The 15,077-nt window shown below is 73.3% G+C and carries 9 protein-coding genes and 1 riboswitch; of the genes, 4 read left to right on the top strand and 5 right to left on the bottom strand.

Going from position 1 to position 15,077, the window contains the following annotated elements:
- Nucleotides 1–32: 32 nt before the first annotated feature.
- Entirely contained in the window at nucleotides 33–596 is a 564-nt protein-coding gene (locus tag ACFY04_RS23785) for a GNAT family N-acetyltransferase (protein ID WP_389119407.1), read from the top strand.
- A 101-nt stretch (nucleotides 597–697) separates the two neighbouring features.
- Here ACFY04_RS23785 and ACFY04_RS23780 read toward each other — a convergent pair whose 3' ends face one another.
- Genes ACFY04_RS23780 through ACFY04_RS23770 form a run of 3 tightly spaced genes read right to left on the bottom strand, consistent with a single transcriptional unit; the run spans nucleotide 698 to nucleotide 4,166 of the window.
- Nucleotides 698–2,194 carry a precorrin-2 C(20)-methyltransferase gene (locus ACFY04_RS23780; RefSeq protein ID WP_389119405.1) on the bottom strand — a complete coding sequence of 499 codons (1,497 nt, stop codon included), beginning with the start codon at nucleotides 2,192–2,194 and terminating at the stop codon, nucleotides 698–700.
- The gene (locus ACFY04_RS23775) at nucleotides 2,191–2,838 is read right to left on the bottom strand and encodes a precorrin-8X methylmutase (RefSeq protein ID WP_389119403.1); all 648 of its coding nucleotides are present in this window, start codon (nucleotides 2,836–2,838) and stop codon (nucleotides 2,191–2,193) included. Before ACFY04_RS23775 ends, ACFY04_RS23780 begins: the two co-directional genes overlap by 4 nt.
- Nucleotides 2,835–4,166 (bottom strand): cobalamin biosynthesis protein CobG, encoded by a 1,332-nt coding sequence (locus tag ACFY04_RS23770; RefSeq protein ID WP_389119592.1) that lies wholly within the window; start codon nucleotides 4,164–4,166, stop codon nucleotides 2,835–2,837. The genes ACFY04_RS23775 and ACFY04_RS23770 overlap by 4 nt, the downstream gene beginning before the upstream one ends.
- Before the next feature lie 404 nt (nucleotides 4,167–4,570).
- A riboswitch (cobalamin riboswitch) is annotated at nucleotides 4,571–4,654 on the top strand.
- 55 nt (nucleotides 4,655–4,709) lie between these two features.
- Here ACFY04_RS23770 and cobN point away from each other — a divergent pair.
- Nucleotides 4,710–8,327 carry a cobaltochelatase subunit CobN gene (gene cobN / locus ACFY04_RS23765; protein ID WP_389119401.1) on the top strand — a complete coding sequence of 1,206 codons (3,618 nt, stop codon included), beginning with the start codon at nucleotides 4,710–4,712 and terminating at the stop codon, nucleotides 8,325–8,327.
- A gap of 102 nt (nucleotides 8,328–8,429) precedes the next feature.
- On the opposite strand, the gene ACFY04_RS23760 is transcribed toward cobN, so the two are convergent.
- Nucleotides 8,430–8,651 (bottom strand): hypothetical protein, encoded by a 222-nt coding sequence (locus ACFY04_RS23760; protein WP_389119400.1) that lies wholly within the window; start codon nucleotides 8,649–8,651, stop codon nucleotides 8,430–8,432.
- Between the two features lie 91 nt (nucleotides 8,652–8,742).
- Nucleotides 8,743–10,254, bottom strand: coding sequence for an immunity 49 family protein (locus tag ACFY04_RS23755; protein ID WP_389119398.1), 1,512 nt, complete (start codon nucleotides 10,252–10,254; stop codon nucleotides 8,743–8,745).
- Nucleotides 10,255–10,576: 322 nt separating this feature from the next.
- Between ACFY04_RS23755 and ACFY04_RS23750 the strand changes: the two genes are divergently transcribed.
- Both ACFY04_RS23750 and ACFY04_RS23745 read left to right on the top strand, forming a co-directional pair.
- A complete protein-coding gene (locus ACFY04_RS23750) occupies nucleotides 10,577–12,586 on the top strand; it encodes an ABC transporter ATP-binding protein (RefSeq protein WP_389119396.1) in 2,010 nt (669 codons plus the stop codon).
- Nucleotides 12,587–12,839: 253 nt separating this feature from the next.
- Nucleotides 12,840–15,056, top strand: a complete 2,217-nt coding sequence (locus ACFY04_RS23745; protein WP_389119395.1) for a germacradienol/geosmin synthase — start codon at nucleotides 12,840–12,842, stop codon at nucleotides 15,054–15,056.
- Nucleotides 15,057–15,077: the final 21 nt, after the last annotated feature.

Genomic DNA, 15,077 nt, shown 5'->3' with positions numbered 1-15,077 from the left:
CCCGGTGGCGGGACTCACGTTGGGTGGGCGGCATGACCGAACTGCACACCGACCGCCTCGTCCTGCGCCCGTGGCGGGACTCCGACCTCGAACCCTGGGCGGCGATGAACGCCGATCCCGAGGTGCGCCGGCACCTGGGCGACCTGCTCACCCGTGAGCAGAGCGAGGCCTCCATCGTGCGGTTCCGGGCCGCGTTCGACCGGCGGGGCTACGGCTGGTGGGCCGTCGAGGTCCGCGCCACGGGTGAGTTCATCGGCTTCGCGGGCATGGACCACGTGGACGACGGCATGCCGTTCACCGGAGTGGAGATCGGCTGGAGGCTCGCCCGGGCGGCCTGGGGACAGGGCTACGCCACCGAGGCGGCGCGGGCGGTCCTGGCCCACGGCTTCGACACGCTCGGGCTGCCCGAGATCCTCGCGGTGACGACGGCCGGCAACCTCCGCTCCCAGGCGGTGATGCAGCGGATCGGGATGACCCGGGACCCGGCCGGCGACTTCGACGACCCCGACGCGCCCGAAGGAGCGCTGCGTCCGAACGTGCTGTTCCGCCTGGCGTGCGGCGCGGCCGCGGGAGCCGACACGCCCACGGCCGGCTGAAGCGCCGCGGGACGTCCGGCTCCGGTACGCGGGGAAGGCCCGGCGCGGTCCTCGCGCCGGGCCTTCCCCGCGTACCTCGCGTACCGCTCCGCCTCACCCGGTCACGGGTAGCGGCGCGGCGTCCACGTGATCCTCGACCCGTCGGCCCGCTCGGTGACCTGTGTCTGCGAGGAGCCGATCAGCAGGATCGTGCGCATGTCCACCTCGGACGGCTCCAGTTCGGCGAGCGTGACGATCCGCACCGACTGCTCCGGCCCGCCCACGTCGCGCGCGACGACCACCGGGGTCTCGGGCGAGCGCAGTTCCAGCAGCAGCTCGCGGGCCTGGGCCACCTGCCAGGTCCGGCTGCGCGAGCCGGGGTTGTAGAGGGCGAGCACCAGGTCGGCCGCGGCGGCCGCGCGCAGCCGCTCCGCGATGACCTCCCAGGGCTTGAGCCGGTCCGAGAGCGAGATGGTGGCGTAGTCGTGGCCGAGCGGGGCGCCGGCCGCGGCGGCCGCCGCGTTGGCCGCGGTCACCCCCGGCAGGACCCGTACCGGCACGTCCTTGTACTCCGCCTGCCCGGCCACCTCCAGGACCGCCGTGGCCATGGCGAAGACACCGGGGTCGCCGCCGGAGACCACGGCCACCCGCTTGCCGCGCCGGGCGAGGTCGAGGGCGAACTCGGCGCGCTCCGACTCCACCTTGTTGTCGGAGCCGTGCCGGACCTGGCCCGGCTTGACGGGCACCCGGTCCAGGTAGGTGGTGTAGCCGACCAGCACCTCGGCGTCGGCCAGCGCGCGCCGGGTCTGCGGGGTGAGCCACAGCGGGCCGGCCGGGCCGGTGCCCACGACGACGACCTCGCCGGGGCCGGACGGCACGCTGCCCGGGTTGCCGATGCGGCTGGGGACCACGGCGACGGCGAAGTACGGCACGCTGTCGGCGTCGGTGTCGGCGAGGAGGCCGGTGCGCTCGCCCTCCATGGTGGCGCGCTCGACGTAGCGGGCCTCGGCGAGCCGGCCGCTGTTCTCCATCGCGCCGCGCACGGCCGGGAAGGTCCGGCCGAGCTTCATCACGACCGCCGAGTCGGTGGCGGCGAGGCGGGCGGTGAGCTCCTCCTCGGACAGGGTGCCGGGGAGGATGGTCAGCACCTCCTCACCCTCCACGAGCGGGGTGCCGAGCCGGGCGGCGGCGGCGCTCACGGAGGTGACGCCGGGGATGACCTCGGTCTCGTACCGGTCCGCGAGCCGCTTGTGCATGTGCATGTACGAGCTGTAGAAGAGCGGGTCGCCCTCCGCGAGCACGGCGACGGTCCGGCCGGCGTCCAGGTGCGCGGCCAGGCGGGCCGCGGCGGCCTCGTAGAACTCCTCCATCGCCCCCTGGTACCCGCCGGGGTGGTCGGTGGTCTCGGTGGTGACCGGGTAGACCAGCGGTTCCTCGACGTGGTCGGCACGCAGGTGCTTCGCCGCGATCGAACGGGCGATGGAACGGCCGTGGCGGGCGCTGTGGTAGGCCACGACGTCGGCCTCGGCGATCACCTCGACGGCACGCAGCGTCATCAGCGACGGGTCGCCGGGGCCGAGTCCGACCCCGTACAGCCGCCCCTTGGCGATGTCGCTCATTCGGCCACGCTCGCAATGGCGTTGACGGCGGCGGCGGCCATCGCGCTGCCACCGCGCCGGCCGCGCACGATCAGGTGGTCGAGTCCCGAGGCGTGGGCGGCGAGGGCGTCCTTGGACTCGGCGGCGCCGATGAAGCCGACGGGGACCCCGATGACGGCGGCGGGGCGCGGGGCGCCCTCCTCGATCATCTCCAGCAGCCGGAACAGCGCGGTCGGCGCGTTGCCGACGGCGATGACCGAGCCCTCCAGCAGGCCGCGGTCGCGCCAGACCTCCAGGGCGGCGGCGCTGCGCGTGGTGCCCATCTTCGCGGCGAGCTCCGGTACGGCCGGGTCGGAGAGCGTGCAGATCACGTCGTTGTCGGCGGGCAGCCGCTTACGGGTGACACCGCTGGCGACCATCTGGACGTCGCACAGGATCGGCGCGCCCGCCTCCAGCGCCGCGCGGGCGCGCAGCACGACCTCGGGGGTGTACCCGAGGTCCTGCGGGAGGTCGGTCATTCCGCAGGCATGGATCATGCGCACCGCGACCTGGGCGACCGTGTCGGGCAGCCCGGAGAGGTCCGCCTCGGCGCGGATCGTGGCAAAGGACTGGCGGTAGATGGCCGCGCCGTCCTTCTCGTACTCAAACACGGTGTACTCGCTCATTTCTTCACTACGTCGGGGTCGGTGCGGGCGTCCGCGAGTGCCGCGGCAAGTTCGGAGGGCCGTACGCCGTCGCGTACGGGGCGGCCGGGCGCGGCGAGCCGGTATCCGGAGCCGGTGGCGACCAGGTCCACCCAGGCGGTGCCGCGCGGATGCCCGCAGCGGCGTTCGCAGCCGGACCAGTGCACGGGCAGCGGACCCCGCGCGCGGTCGGCGACGGCCCGCGCGTCGGCGCGTACGTCCGCGCGGGATTTCGCACAACCGGGCCGCCCGGTGCAGGCGGTGACGGACTCCCAGGGGCTGCCGGGGGCGAGGACCAGCCCGGCGTCCTCGATGCGGGCGGCTCCGTGGGCGCTCGCCGCGGGCAGGATGACGCTGCGCCACGGGGTGACGCGCAGCTCGCCGCTCCCCTCGTCCGCGACCTGCGCCAGGACCCGCCATTGCGCGGAGCCGAGGCGGCCGAGCGGGGGCAGCACGCACAGGGTGGCGCGGTCGGGCCCGCGCGCGCCCGACGGCTCGGGCGGCGCCGCGTACGGCCAGTCCACGGGGCCGGCGGGCGTCGCGGCGATCCCCGCGGCGTCGAGGCGCCGGCCGAACTCGGCGGTTCCCAAGGTGTGTTCGGCGGGCAGTTCGGAGACCCGCCAGGCCTGGGTGCCCGCTTCGGCGGCGGCGTCGAGGAAGTACCGGGCGGCCGTCAGCGCCGCCCGGGGGGCGTCCTGCCCGGCCAGCTCCACTGCGTCGGCGGCCCGGCCGAGCCGGACCAGCGCCCGGCCGTCGGGGCGGCCGAGGACGGTCACGTCGGGGCCGAGCGCGGCCACGTCGCCGCGCCCGTCGTCGAAGGCGAACAGGAACCGCCCGGACAGTGCGGCCGCCCAGGGGCTCGCGCACAGCTGCCGGTCGAACTCCAGGGCCCAGGCCAGCGCGTCGGGCCGGTCCGGCCCTTCCGGCCCCTGCGGCCCCTGCGACCCGTCCAGGCCGGACAAGGGCGTCGCCACGATGTTCCGTACCCGCTCATGGCTCGGCGCGGGAAGCAGCCCGGCCCCGTCCAGCAGCTCCGCGAGCCCGGCGCCGCACCCGTCGGCCAGTCCGCGCAGCTGCACATTGCCGCGCGAGGTCAGTTCCAGGTGCCCGTCCCCGAACCGGTCGGCGGCGAGCGCCAGCACCGAGGCCTGCCGCACGGTGAGCAGCCCGCCCGGCACCCGGACCCGCGCCAGGAACCCGTCGTCCGCCGCGTGCAGCCGCAGCGCGCCGGGGCAGGCGTCACCGCGCTCCCGTATGACGGGTTCGTCCCGCGATGCGGCGGAGGGGGGCTGGGGCATGGCCGCGAGCATACCCACGATTACGACCCCCGGACCTGTGTCCGTCACCACCCCGACCAGCGATTCCAGCCCCGCCGGCGTTTGAGGCGCGGGGCCCCGGGCAGAGCCCCGCTCATCCAGCCCCGCCGGCGTTTGAGGCGCGGGCTCCCAGGCAGAGCCCCGCTCATCCAGCCCCGCCGGCGTTTGAGGCGCGGGCTCCCGGGCAGAGCCCCGCTCATCCAGCCCCGCCGGCGTTTGAGGCGCGGGGCCCGGGGCAGAGCCCCGGCAACGGCGCCGCACCCGGACCACACACCCGCCACCCCAGCGGGAGCGCACCGGCACGTCAACCACCCGCCCGCCCCAGCCGCATCCACCCGGCCCTAAGATGACCTTCCGGCGGACCACACGGCCCGCCGTCGCCGAGGACGGCGACATGGGAGGAAGCCCGGTGCGATTCCGGCGCGGTCCCGCCACTGTGAACCCCGCGGAGCGATCCGGCGACCGGGGTGAGTCAGGAACTCCCGCTGTCCTCACACTGCCCGGGGCGCGGAAACCCCGAGGAAGGCCTGCCGCCGCATGATTCTGCTGCTGTCGACGTCCGACACCGATCTGCTCAGCGCCCGCGCAGCGAACACGGCGGACGGCCCCGTCCCGTACCGGTTCGCGAACCCCTCCCGCCTCCCCCTGGACGACCTCCCCGGCCTGCTCGACGGGGTCGACCTGGTCGTCGTACGCCTCCTCGGCGGCCTCCGCGCCTGGCAGGACGGCCTCGACCTGCTCCTGGCCCCGGGCCAGACCCGCCCGGTCGTGGTGCTGACCGGCGAGCAGGCTCCGGACGCCCAGCTCATGGAGGCCTCCACGGTCCCCATCGGCATCGCCGCCGAGGCGCACGGCTACCTCGCCCACGGCGGCCCGGCCAACCTGGACCAGCTGGCCCGGTTCCTCTCCGACACCGTCCTGCTGACCGGCCACGGCTTCGAGCCCCCGGCCGCCTCCCCCACCTGGGGCCCGCTGGAGCGCACGCCCGGGACCACCACGGGCCCGCGGATCGCCGTGCTGTACTACCGCGCCCACCAGATGAGCGGGAACACCTCCTTCGTCCACGCCCTGTGCGACGCGATCGAGGCCCACGACGCCCAGGCGCTGCCGCTGTACGTGTCCTCCCTGCGCACCCCCGAGCCGGAGTTGATCGCCGCGCTGGAGTCGGCCGACGCGGTCGTCACCACCGTCCTCGCGGCCGGCGGCACCAAGCCCGCCACCGCCTCGGCGGGCGGCGACGACGAGTCCTGGGACGCGGGCGCGCTCGCCGGCCTCGGCGTGCCGATCCTGCAGGCGCTGTGCCTGACCGGCTCGCGCTCCGCCTGGGAGGAGAACGACGAGGGCCTGTCCCCGCTGGACGCCGCCACGCAGGTCGCGGTGCCCGAGTTCGACGGCCGCCTGATCACCGTCCCGTTCTCCTTCAAGGAGCTCGACGAGGACGGCCTGCCCGCCTACGTGGCCGACCCCGAGCGGGCCGCCCGGGTCGCGGGGATCGCCGTACGCCACGCCCGCCTGCGGCACATCGACCGCCGCGACAAGAAGGTCGCGCTGGTCCTCTCCGCGTACCCGACCAAGCACTCCCGCATCGGCAACGCGGTCGGCCTCGACACCCCGGCCAGCGCCGTGGAGCTGCTGCGCACCCTCATCGCCGGCGGCTACGACTTCGGGCCGACCGAGGACATCCCCGGTCTGGTCTCGGGCGACGGCGACGAGCTGATCCGCGCCCTGATCGAGGCCGGCGGCCACGACCAGGACTGGCTGACCGAGGAGCAGCTGGCCCGCAACCCGGTCCGCATCCCGGCCGCCGACTACAAGCGGTGGTTCGCCGAGCTCCCGGCCGAGCTGCGCGACAGCGTCACCGAGCACTGGGGCGAGGCCCCGGGCAACATGTTCGTGGACCGCTCCGCGAACCCGGAGGGCGACATCGTGCTCGCGGCCCTGCGCCGCGGGAACCTGCTCATCCTCATCCAGCCGCCGCGCGGCTTCGGCGAGAACCCGATCGCGATCTACCACGACCCGGACCTGCCGCCGTCTCACCACTACCTGGCCGCGTACCGCTGGATCCAGGCACGCGCGCAGGACGGCGGCTTCGGCGCCGACGCGATGATCCACCTGGGCAAGCACGGCAACCTGGAGTGGCTGCCGGGCAAGAACGCCGGCCTCTCCGCGGCGTGCGCGCCCGACGCCGCCCTCGGCGACCTGCCCCTCATCTACCCGTTCCTGGTCAACGACCCGGGCGAGGGCACCCAGGCCAAGCGCCGCGTGCACGCCACCCTGGTCGACCACCTGGTGCCGCCGATGGCGCGCGCGGAGTCGTACGGCGACATCGCGCGCCTGGAGCAGCACCTGGACGAGTACGCGCAGATCTCCGCGATGGACCCGGCGAAGCTGCCGGCCATCAGGGCCCAGATCTGGACCCTGATCCAGGCGGCGAAGCTCGACCACGACCTCGGTCTCGACGAGCGTCCGGACGACGACGGCTTCGACGACTTCCTGCTGCACGTCGACGGCTGGCTGTGCGAGGTCAAGGACGCCCAGATCCGCGACGGTCTGCACGTCCTGGGCGGCGCGCCGACCGGTGAGGCCCGGGTCAACCTTGTCCTCGCGATCCTGCGCGCCCGGCAGATCTGGGGCGGTACGACGGCCCTCCCGGGTCTGCGCGAGGCGCTCGGCCTGGACGAGTCCAAGGCCACCCGTACCTCGGCGGACGCCGTGGAGGAGCAGGCCCGCGCCCTGGTCCAGGCGATGGAGGACGCCAACTGGTCCCTGGACGCCGTGTCCACGGTCGCCGCGGACCACTCGGCGGACGTCGCGGCGGTGCTGTCCTTCGCGGCCCGCGAGGTGGTTCCGCGCCTGGCCGGCACCACGGACGAGATCGCCCACGTGGTCGCGGCCCTGGACGGCCGCTTCATCCCGGCGGGCCCCTCCGGCTCCCCCCTCCGCGGTCTGGTCAACGTCCTTCCGACGGGCCGTAACTTCTACTCGGTCGACCCGAAGGCCGTCCCCTCCCGCCTGGCGTGGGAGACGGGCCAGGCCCTGGCCGAGTCCCTCCTGAACCGGTACCGCACGGACAACGGCGAGTGGCCGGCCTCGGTCGGCCTGTCCCTGTGGGGCACGAGCGCGATGCGCACCTCGGGCGACGACGTGGCCGAGGCCATGTCCCTGCTCGGTGTCCGCCCGGTCTGGGACGAGGCCTCGCGCCGCGTCACCGGCCTGGAGCCGATCCCGCTCGATGAGCTCGGCCGCCCGCGCGTCGATGTGACGCTGCGCATCTCGGGCTTCTTCCGGGACGCGTTCCCGCACGTCATCGGCCTGCTGGACGACGCGGTGCGCCTCGCGGCGTCCCTGGACGAGCCCGCCGACCAGAACTTCATCCGGGCCCACGCCCAGGCGGACCTGGCCGAGCACGGCGACGAGCGGCGCGCGACGACCCGCATCTTCGGCTCGCGCCCGGGCACGTACGGAGCCGGCATCCTGCAGCTGATCGACTCCCGCGACTGGCGTACGGACGCCGACCTCGCGGAGGTCTACACGGTGTGGGGCGGCTACGCGTACGGCCGGGGCCTGGAAGGCCGCCCCGCCCGGGACGAGATGGAGACGGCCTACAAGCGCATCACGGTCGCCGCAAAGAACACGGACACCCGCGAGCACGACATCGCGGACTCGGACGACTACTTCCAGTACCACGGCGGCATGGTGGCCACGGTCCGCGCGCTGCGCGGCACCGCCCCCGAGGCCTACATCGGTGACTCCACCCGGCCGGAGACGGTCAAGACCCGCACCCTGGTCGAGGAGACCAGCCGCGTCTTCCGCGCCCGCGTCGTGAACCCCAAGTGGATCGAGGCGATGCGCCGCCACGGTTACAAGGGCGCCTTCGAGCTCGCGGCGACGGTGGACTACCTCTTCGGCTACGACGCCACGACGGGCGTGGTCGCGGACTGGATGTACGACAAGCTCACCGAGACGTACGTCCTGGACCCGACGAACCGCGCCTTCCTGGAGGAGGCCAACCCGTGGGCCCTGCACGGCATCGCGGAGCGCCTGCTGGAGGCCGAGTCGCGCGGCATGTGGGAGAAGCCGGACCCGCAGATCCTCGAATCCCTGCGCCAGGTCTACCTGGACACGGAGGGCAACCTGGAAGGCGAATCGGAGTAGCCCTCCCCTGCACAGAGGCCGTCCCCCTCACCCTGCCGACGGGTGAGGGGGACGGCTTTCCTCATGCAGGCCCACGCACCCCGAGCACGCGGACCTTGAGCACTAGGCCTTGACGGTCTGGTTCAGCGCGACGAGCGCCTGGGCCCAGCGGACGTACTTCAGCTGCCCGAAGTCGGCGACGGTCTTGATCCCGAACGCCTGGTGCAGCAGCTTGCCGTCCTCGTCGCTGACGCCCTTGAGTGCGGCAACGGGAGCCGCGAGCACCTCGGCGAGCGGCTTGTCGGCCCACGCCTTGTCGAGCACCTTGTCCAGATCGATCGCCATGAGTGTCCCTCCGGGAATGTTGGCACCGTATACGCGGGCAAACCTAACCCAATCGGACAATCACCTCGCGCTGCGGCACGCCGCCGATGTGTCAGGAGATGTTCTCGATCCTCTTGCCGTCGACGAGGTACCTGGGCAGGTGCGGCAGTTCCGGGTCGAGCGGGAAGCCCTGGTCGTGGGCGAGGCAGGCCATGGCGAGCGGGCCGAGCGCCACCCGGGCGCGCGGCGCCGCCGACTCCGCCCAGTAGCCGCCGTGTTCCGCGAGGGCTTCGGCGAGCACCTCGCCGAAGGCCTCGTGGTCCCGCGTGAAGAGGCGGTGGAAGAGCGCGACCGGCTGGTAGTCGACGCGGTTCACGAACTCGTCCGGGGAGTGGGTCAGCGTCTCGGGCAGGGACGCCTGCATGGTGGCGAGCAGCTTCTCCACGACCGCATCGCCGGAGCCGCCGGTGAGGTAGGTCCGCAGGGTGTCGATCCAGTGCAGGACGTAGGCGTCGACGGTGTCGTCCTGCCGCAGCGTCTCCATCGGGACCCCGCACAGCCGGGCCACCCGGTCGTGCGCGCGGCAGGCGAGCGCGAGGTAGACGGCGTCGAGCCAGGCACGGGCGTCCGCGGGCGGAGCCGCGGCCGTGGCGGGCAGCCGCAGGGTGTTCTCCTCGCCCAGGTACCACTGCGCCGGCTCGGTGCCGGTGAACAGCGCGGAGCCGAGCCGCACGGCCGTCTCCCACGCGTCCCACGTGACAACGTCGGAGGCGCGGGGATCGGCGATACAGCGGACGTGGGCGAGGGCCAGGGCCGAGGCGAAGGCGTCGCCCAGCCCCGACGGGTCGTGAGCGAACCGGGCCACCGACTCCACGGTCGCGCGGGTGAGGCCGGCGGGATCGGGGCCCTGCTGCGCGGCCGGGGTGGCGATCCGGCCCGCGCGGTCGAGGCGGACCAGGCCCTTCATCAGGCCGAGCAGCTGCTGCGGCGGCTGCAGGGACAGCGTGCGCGTGTCCTCGTCGACGACCGTGAGCGAGGTCAGGCCGCCCCGGTGCCACCAGTACACCCGCGGCGACAGGAGCCCGGGCCCGTCCTCGTAGGCGCCCAGGGCGTACGCGGCCAGGTCGTTGAGGGCGTCCACCACGGAGCCGTCGGCTATCGGGTGGAAGGCCAGCAGGTGCCGGGTGGGAACGACGACGAGGGCGCCGGCGGACGGCAGCGACTCACCGGTGACCTGCCGCGCCAGCTCTCCGAGGTACAGCGCTTTGGAGGCCACGAAGTGCGAGTCGCCGAAGACGGAGTGCAGCGTGGCCCGCCCCTCGAGGGAGATCTCCTCGTAGCTGACGGGTACCCGCATCAGGTTGGCGTACGCCGCCTGCCCCAGCTCCTCGATCCCGGCGCGCTCCACGTCCCCGTCGGTGAGGGAGCGCACGCTGGTGGGCCCGTCGAGGGCGTAGGCGAAGACCAGCTCGTCCGCCACGACCCGGGCGTACCGCATGCCACCGGCAACCTCCGGGGTGATCAGCCCGACGGGCAACAGCCGGGCGTGCACCCCGCGCAGCAATTCCTCGGCACTCTCGCCGCCGTGACCGGCGCTGGATTCAGGTGAGTTGTCTCGATTCACCCCTTGAACTCTACGAGACACCCGCACACCATCCGACAGCCGGGTCCGTGGGCCGCCGGTCCCCGGAGGGCCGGGCGCAATCCCTCGAACGGAGGTATCGCCACCTGCGGGTGGTTCGAACGCCGCGTCACCGCGCGGCCCATGGGGTCCGGCGGGTGGTCGCAACTGTGTGCGGGCATTCGTTCCCCGGTCCCCGTGACGCCGCTCTGAGCAGCCACGTTCTTGCGGCGTCAGTGCGCAGCCGCTGCACCCCGGGAGGAAACTTGCGATCCGTGCACGTTCATGTGGTGTTCGACCCGGCATCGGGCGGGGGTGGCCGCGCATGAGGCTCCTCAAGCGGCCCGAAGCCACCGAGCCCGCCGTCTCCGAGAGCGAACGGCGCCTCTTCGGCGGGCCCCTGCGCTACGACGCCGGCTGGTCCAACCACGAGTACGCCCGCCTCGAAGGGCGGCTGCTGACCACCCTGCGCTCCATGCCCCGCATGGTCGGCGGGACCCTGCGCCTCGCCAGGGACACCGACCGGCCGGCCCTGCTGACCGTCGCCGCCGCCGAGGCCGGACAGGGGGTCACCTCCGCCGTCGGGCTGCTCGTCATCAGCGATGTGCTCCGTACGCTCCTGGGCGCGGGCAGCGCCGCCGACCGGCTGCACGCAGCCCTGCCCGCCCTCGCCGCCGGGGCGCTGGTCGCCGTACTGGGGGCCGTGCTCGCCTCCCGTTCCACGGCGGCCGCCGGACGGCTGGAGCCCAAGGTCGAGCGGGCCGCCTACGAGCAGTACCTGAGCGCCGCCGTCGCGGTGGAGCTGGAGGCCATCGAGGACGGGGAGTTCCGCCGGCTGCTGGACAGCGCCCAGTGGGGGCCGCCCTCGGCCCGCCGCACGGTCGGCGCCTGCGTGGCCACCCTCGGCGGGGTCATCTCCCTGATCGCCACCGCCGGGGTGCTGACCGTACTGCACCCGCTGCTGCTGCCCATGCTGCTGCTGATCGCCGCCCCGCGCGGCTGGGGCGCGATGCGGGTGGCGCAGCGCCGCTACCTGTCGATGATCACCTGGGTGGAGCACGTACGGGCCGCCCGGCTCATCGGCCAGCTGCTGATCTCCCGTACGTCGGCCCCCGAGGTGCGGGTGCACGGCGTCGGCCGCTATCTGCTGGGCCACTACCGCAACATGGCCGAGGTCGCCGAGGGCGAGGCCACCCGCCTCGCCAAGGACAAGGCCGCCACCGAGCTGCTGGCCGCCGCGCTCTCCGGCGTCGCGGCCCTGGTCACCTACGGGGCGATGGGCGCGCTCATCGTCTCCGGGCGGATGGACCTCGCCGTCGCCGGTACCGCCGTGATCGCGGTGCGCACCGGTTCGGCGAGCCTGGGGGCGCTGGTGGCCACCACCAACACCCTGCACGAGGAGTCCCTGTACGTGCGGGACCTGGAACGGTTCGTCGCCGAGGCGGCCCGCCGCGCCATCCCGTCCGGCGGGGCCGCGCTGCCCGAGCGGCTCGCCGCGGTACGGCTGCGGGACGTGGACTTCAGCTACCCGGACCGGGACGAGCCCGCCCTCAGCGGGGTCTCCCTCACCATCGAGGCGGGCCAGGTGGTCGCCCTGGTCGGCGAGAACGGCTCCGGCAAGAGCACCCTCGTCAAACTGCTGGCGGGCCTGCACCTGCCCGACTCGGGTTCGGTCACCTGGGACGGGGTGGAGGTGCGGGACGCCGACCGGGAGCAGGTCTTCGACCGGGTCGCGCTCCTCACCCAGGACTTCGAGCGCTGGCCGGTGACCGCCCGTACCAACATCGCCATCGGCCGGCCCGGCGCCGAGGACCGGGACCACGCCGTCGACGCGGCCGCCCAGGTGGTGGCCGCCGCCCGGTACGCGGGGGCCGACCGGATCGTCGAGAAGCTGCCGAACGGCTACGAGACCCTGCTCGCCCGGGTGTTCAGGGGTGCCTCGGAGCTCTCCGGCGGGCAGTGGCAGAAGTTCGGTCTCGCCCGCACCCGCTTCCGCGACGCCCGCGTCCTGGTCGTGGACGAGCCCACCTCGGCGCTCGACCCGGAGGCGGAGATCGCCGCCTTCGACAGCATCCGGGGCCTCGCCGGTCCCGAGCGCGCGGTCGTCCTCGTCACGCACCGGATGTCCGGGGTGCGGTTCGCCGACGTCATCTACGTACTGCACGAGGGGCGGCTCGTCGAACAGGGCGGCCACGACGAGCTGCTGGCGCTCGGCGGCCGCTACGCGTCCATGTACGCGATGCAGGCGGCGCAGTTCGGCCACGATCCGCGGCGCCGGTCGCCTTCGGTCCCCCGGCAGTCCGCCGCACCGCAGAACGACGACTCCGTCATCTGAAACGGGCGGGTGCCCTCCCCGGTGGTGTTCGGGGAGGGCACCGTGGCGATCGGCCCTTGGACGTCAGCGTTTTGCCCGGCGGCTACGGCCCTACCCCCTGGGAGGCGCCCGCGCCGTGCAACGGCCGCTCCGTCACCTGAAGCAGTGAAATCACCCTTGTCCCACGGGCACCAGGGGTAGGGCACTGCTGATCTCGTGCGGGGGACCGGGCCGCCGGGCCCCCGGCACCCATGGACGAAAGGCCGGCCCCGCCGTGACGCAGCCGTTTCAACTGCCGGATTTCTATGTGCCCTATCCGGCACGACTGAACCCCCACCTGGAGGACGCGCGGACCCACACCAAGCGGTGGGCGCGCGACTTCGGGATGCTGGAGGGTTCCGGCGTCTGGGAGGAGAGCGACCTCGACTCGCACGACTACGCACTGCTCTGCTCGTACACCCACCCCGACTGCGACCGCGACGCGCTGGCGCTGGTCACCGACTGGTACGTGTGGGTGTTCTTCTTCGACGACCACTTCCTGGAGATGTACAAGCGCTCGCAGGACCGCGACGGGGCCAAGCAGTACCTCGACCGGCTCGCCGCCTTCATGCCCATGGACCTGTCGGACGGCTTCCCCGAGCCCACCAACCCGGTGGAGGCCGGGCTCGCGGACCTCTGGGCGCGGACGGTCCCCGCGATGTCCGCCGACTGGCGGGAACGGTTCTCCTTGTCCACGAAGAACCTCCTCGACGAGTCCATGTGGGAGCTCGCCAACATCAACATCGGGCGCGTGGCGAACCCGCTCGAATACATCGAGATGCGGCGCAAGGTGGGCGGTGCCCCCTGGTCGGCCGGCCTGATCGAGTACGTCTGCGCCGAGGTCCCCGCACGCGTGGCGCACGCGCGCCCGCTCGCCGTGCTGCGCGACGCCTTCGCCGACGCCGTGCACATCAGGAACGACATCTTCTCCTACCAGCGCGAGGTCGCCGACGAGGGCGAACTCTCCAACGCCATCCTGGTGTTGGAGACCTTCCTCGGCTGCACCACCCAGGAGGCCGCCGAGGCCTCCAACGACCTGCTCACCTCCCGCCTCCAGCAGTTCGAGCAGACCGCGCTCGTCGAGCTCCCGCAGCTCATCGCCGACCACGCGCTGGATCCGGCGGAGATCGCGGCCGTCCTCGCCTACGCCAAGGGCCTGCAGGACTGGCAGTCCGGCGGCCACGAGTGGCACATGGTCTCCAGCCGCTACATGAACAAGGAGGCCAGGCCCACCGCCCCGGCCACCCTGCCCTTCCTGCCGTCCGGGCTCGGCACCACCTCGCTCGACCTGCGGTCCGTGTTCACGCGGCGCTCGATGGAGCTGCGCCGCCGCTCCTTCACCCACGTCCCCTTCGAGCGCACCGGCCCGTCCGTCATCCCCGACATCTACATGCCGCACCGGCTCGCCCTCAGCCCGCACCTGGCGCACGCGCGCGAGGAGTCCGTGGCCTGGTCCCGGCGGATGGGCCTGCTGGACCCGCAGCCCGGCGACCCCGGCTCGGCGATCTGGACGGAGGAGCGGCTGCGGGGCTTCGACTTCGCCGTCTGCTCCGCCGGGATCGACCCCGACGCGACACCGGAGCAGCTGGTCCTCAACGCCTGCTGGCTGACCTGGGGCACGTACGGGGACGACTACTACCCGGTGGTCTTCGCCCAGAGCAGGAACCTTCCGGCTGCCAAGACGACCACCGCCCGCCTGATCTCCATGATCCCGGTCGACCACGCCGGACAGCCCGAGCCGGTGACCGCGATGGAGCGCGCGCTCGGCGACCTGTGGGTGCGCACCAGCGCCGCCATGTCCGGCGGGCAGCGCACCGAGTTCCGGGCCACCTTGGTCAGCATGCTGGAGAGCTGGCTGTGGGAGGTGGACAACCAGATCCAGAACCGCATCCCGGACCCGGTGGACTACGCGGAGATGCGCCGCCACACCTTCGGCAGTCACCTCACGATGTACCTGTGCCGCCTCGGGCACCAGGGCCGCGGCATCCCCGAGGAGATCTACGCCTCCGGGACCATCCGTTCACTGGAGAACGCGGTCGCGGACGCCGCCTGCATGATCAACGACATCTACTCCTACCAGAAGGAGGTGGAGGTCGAGGGCGAGGTCCACAACTACATCCTGGTCACCCGGAACTTCTTCGACATCGGCTATCCGCAGGCCCTGCACATCTGCCATGAGCTGATGACCCGGCGGACCGAGGAGTTCGAGCACATCGTGGCGAACCAGCTGCCGCTGCTCTACGAGGACTGGAAGCTCGGCGCCGAGGCCCGGCAGGCCCTGGACGCCTACGTGGGCGAGTTGCAGGACTGGCACGCCGGCATCCTCAACTGGCACCAGAAGATCCGCCGTTACCGCCCGGAGGACCTGCACGCGCGCCCCGACCTGCTGTCCACCGCCGTCCTGGGCCCCGGCTTCGGCATGTCGGCCGCCCGGATCTCACTGCCCGGCTGATCCCGCCGGCCGTGCCGGCGG

This window comes from Streptomyces sp. NPDC001549, assembly GCF_042894025.1.
Taxonomy (GTDB): domain Bacteria; phylum Actinomycetota; class Actinomycetes; order Streptomycetales; family Streptomycetaceae; genus Streptomyces; species Streptomyces kutzneri.
This window is presented reverse-complemented; position numbering and strand designations above follow the sequence as displayed.

What these genes read in the sequence shown, in the direction of transcription:
- ACFY04_RS23785 (WP_389119407.1), top strand. Translation starts at nt 33, where the DNA reads ATGACCGAACTGCACACCGACCGCCTCGTCCTGCGCCCGTGGCGGGAC.
- ACFY04_RS23780 (WP_389119405.1), bottom strand. Translation starts at nt 2,194, where the DNA reads ATGAGCGACATCGCCAAGGGGCGGCTGTACGGGGTCGGACTCGGCCCC.
- ACFY04_RS23775 (WP_389119403.1), bottom strand. Translation starts at nt 2,838, where the DNA reads ATGAGCGAGTACACCGTGTTTGAGTACGAGAAGGACGGCGCGGCCATC.
- ACFY04_RS23770 (WP_389119592.1), bottom strand. Translation starts at nt 4,166, where the DNA reads ATGCTCGCGGCCATGCCCCAGCCCCCCTCCGCCGCATCGCGGGACGAA.
- cobN (WP_389119401.1), top strand. Translation starts at nt 4,710, where the DNA reads ATGATTCTGCTGCTGTCGACGTCCGACACCGATCTGCTCAGCGCCCGC.
- ACFY04_RS23760 (WP_389119400.1), bottom strand. Translation starts at nt 8,651, where the DNA reads ATGGCGATCGATCTGGACAAGGTGCTCGACAAGGCGTGGGCCGACAAG.
- ACFY04_RS23750 (WP_389119396.1), top strand. Translation starts at nt 10,577, where the DNA reads ATGAGGCTCCTCAAGCGGCCCGAAGCCACCGAGCCCGCCGTCTCCGAG.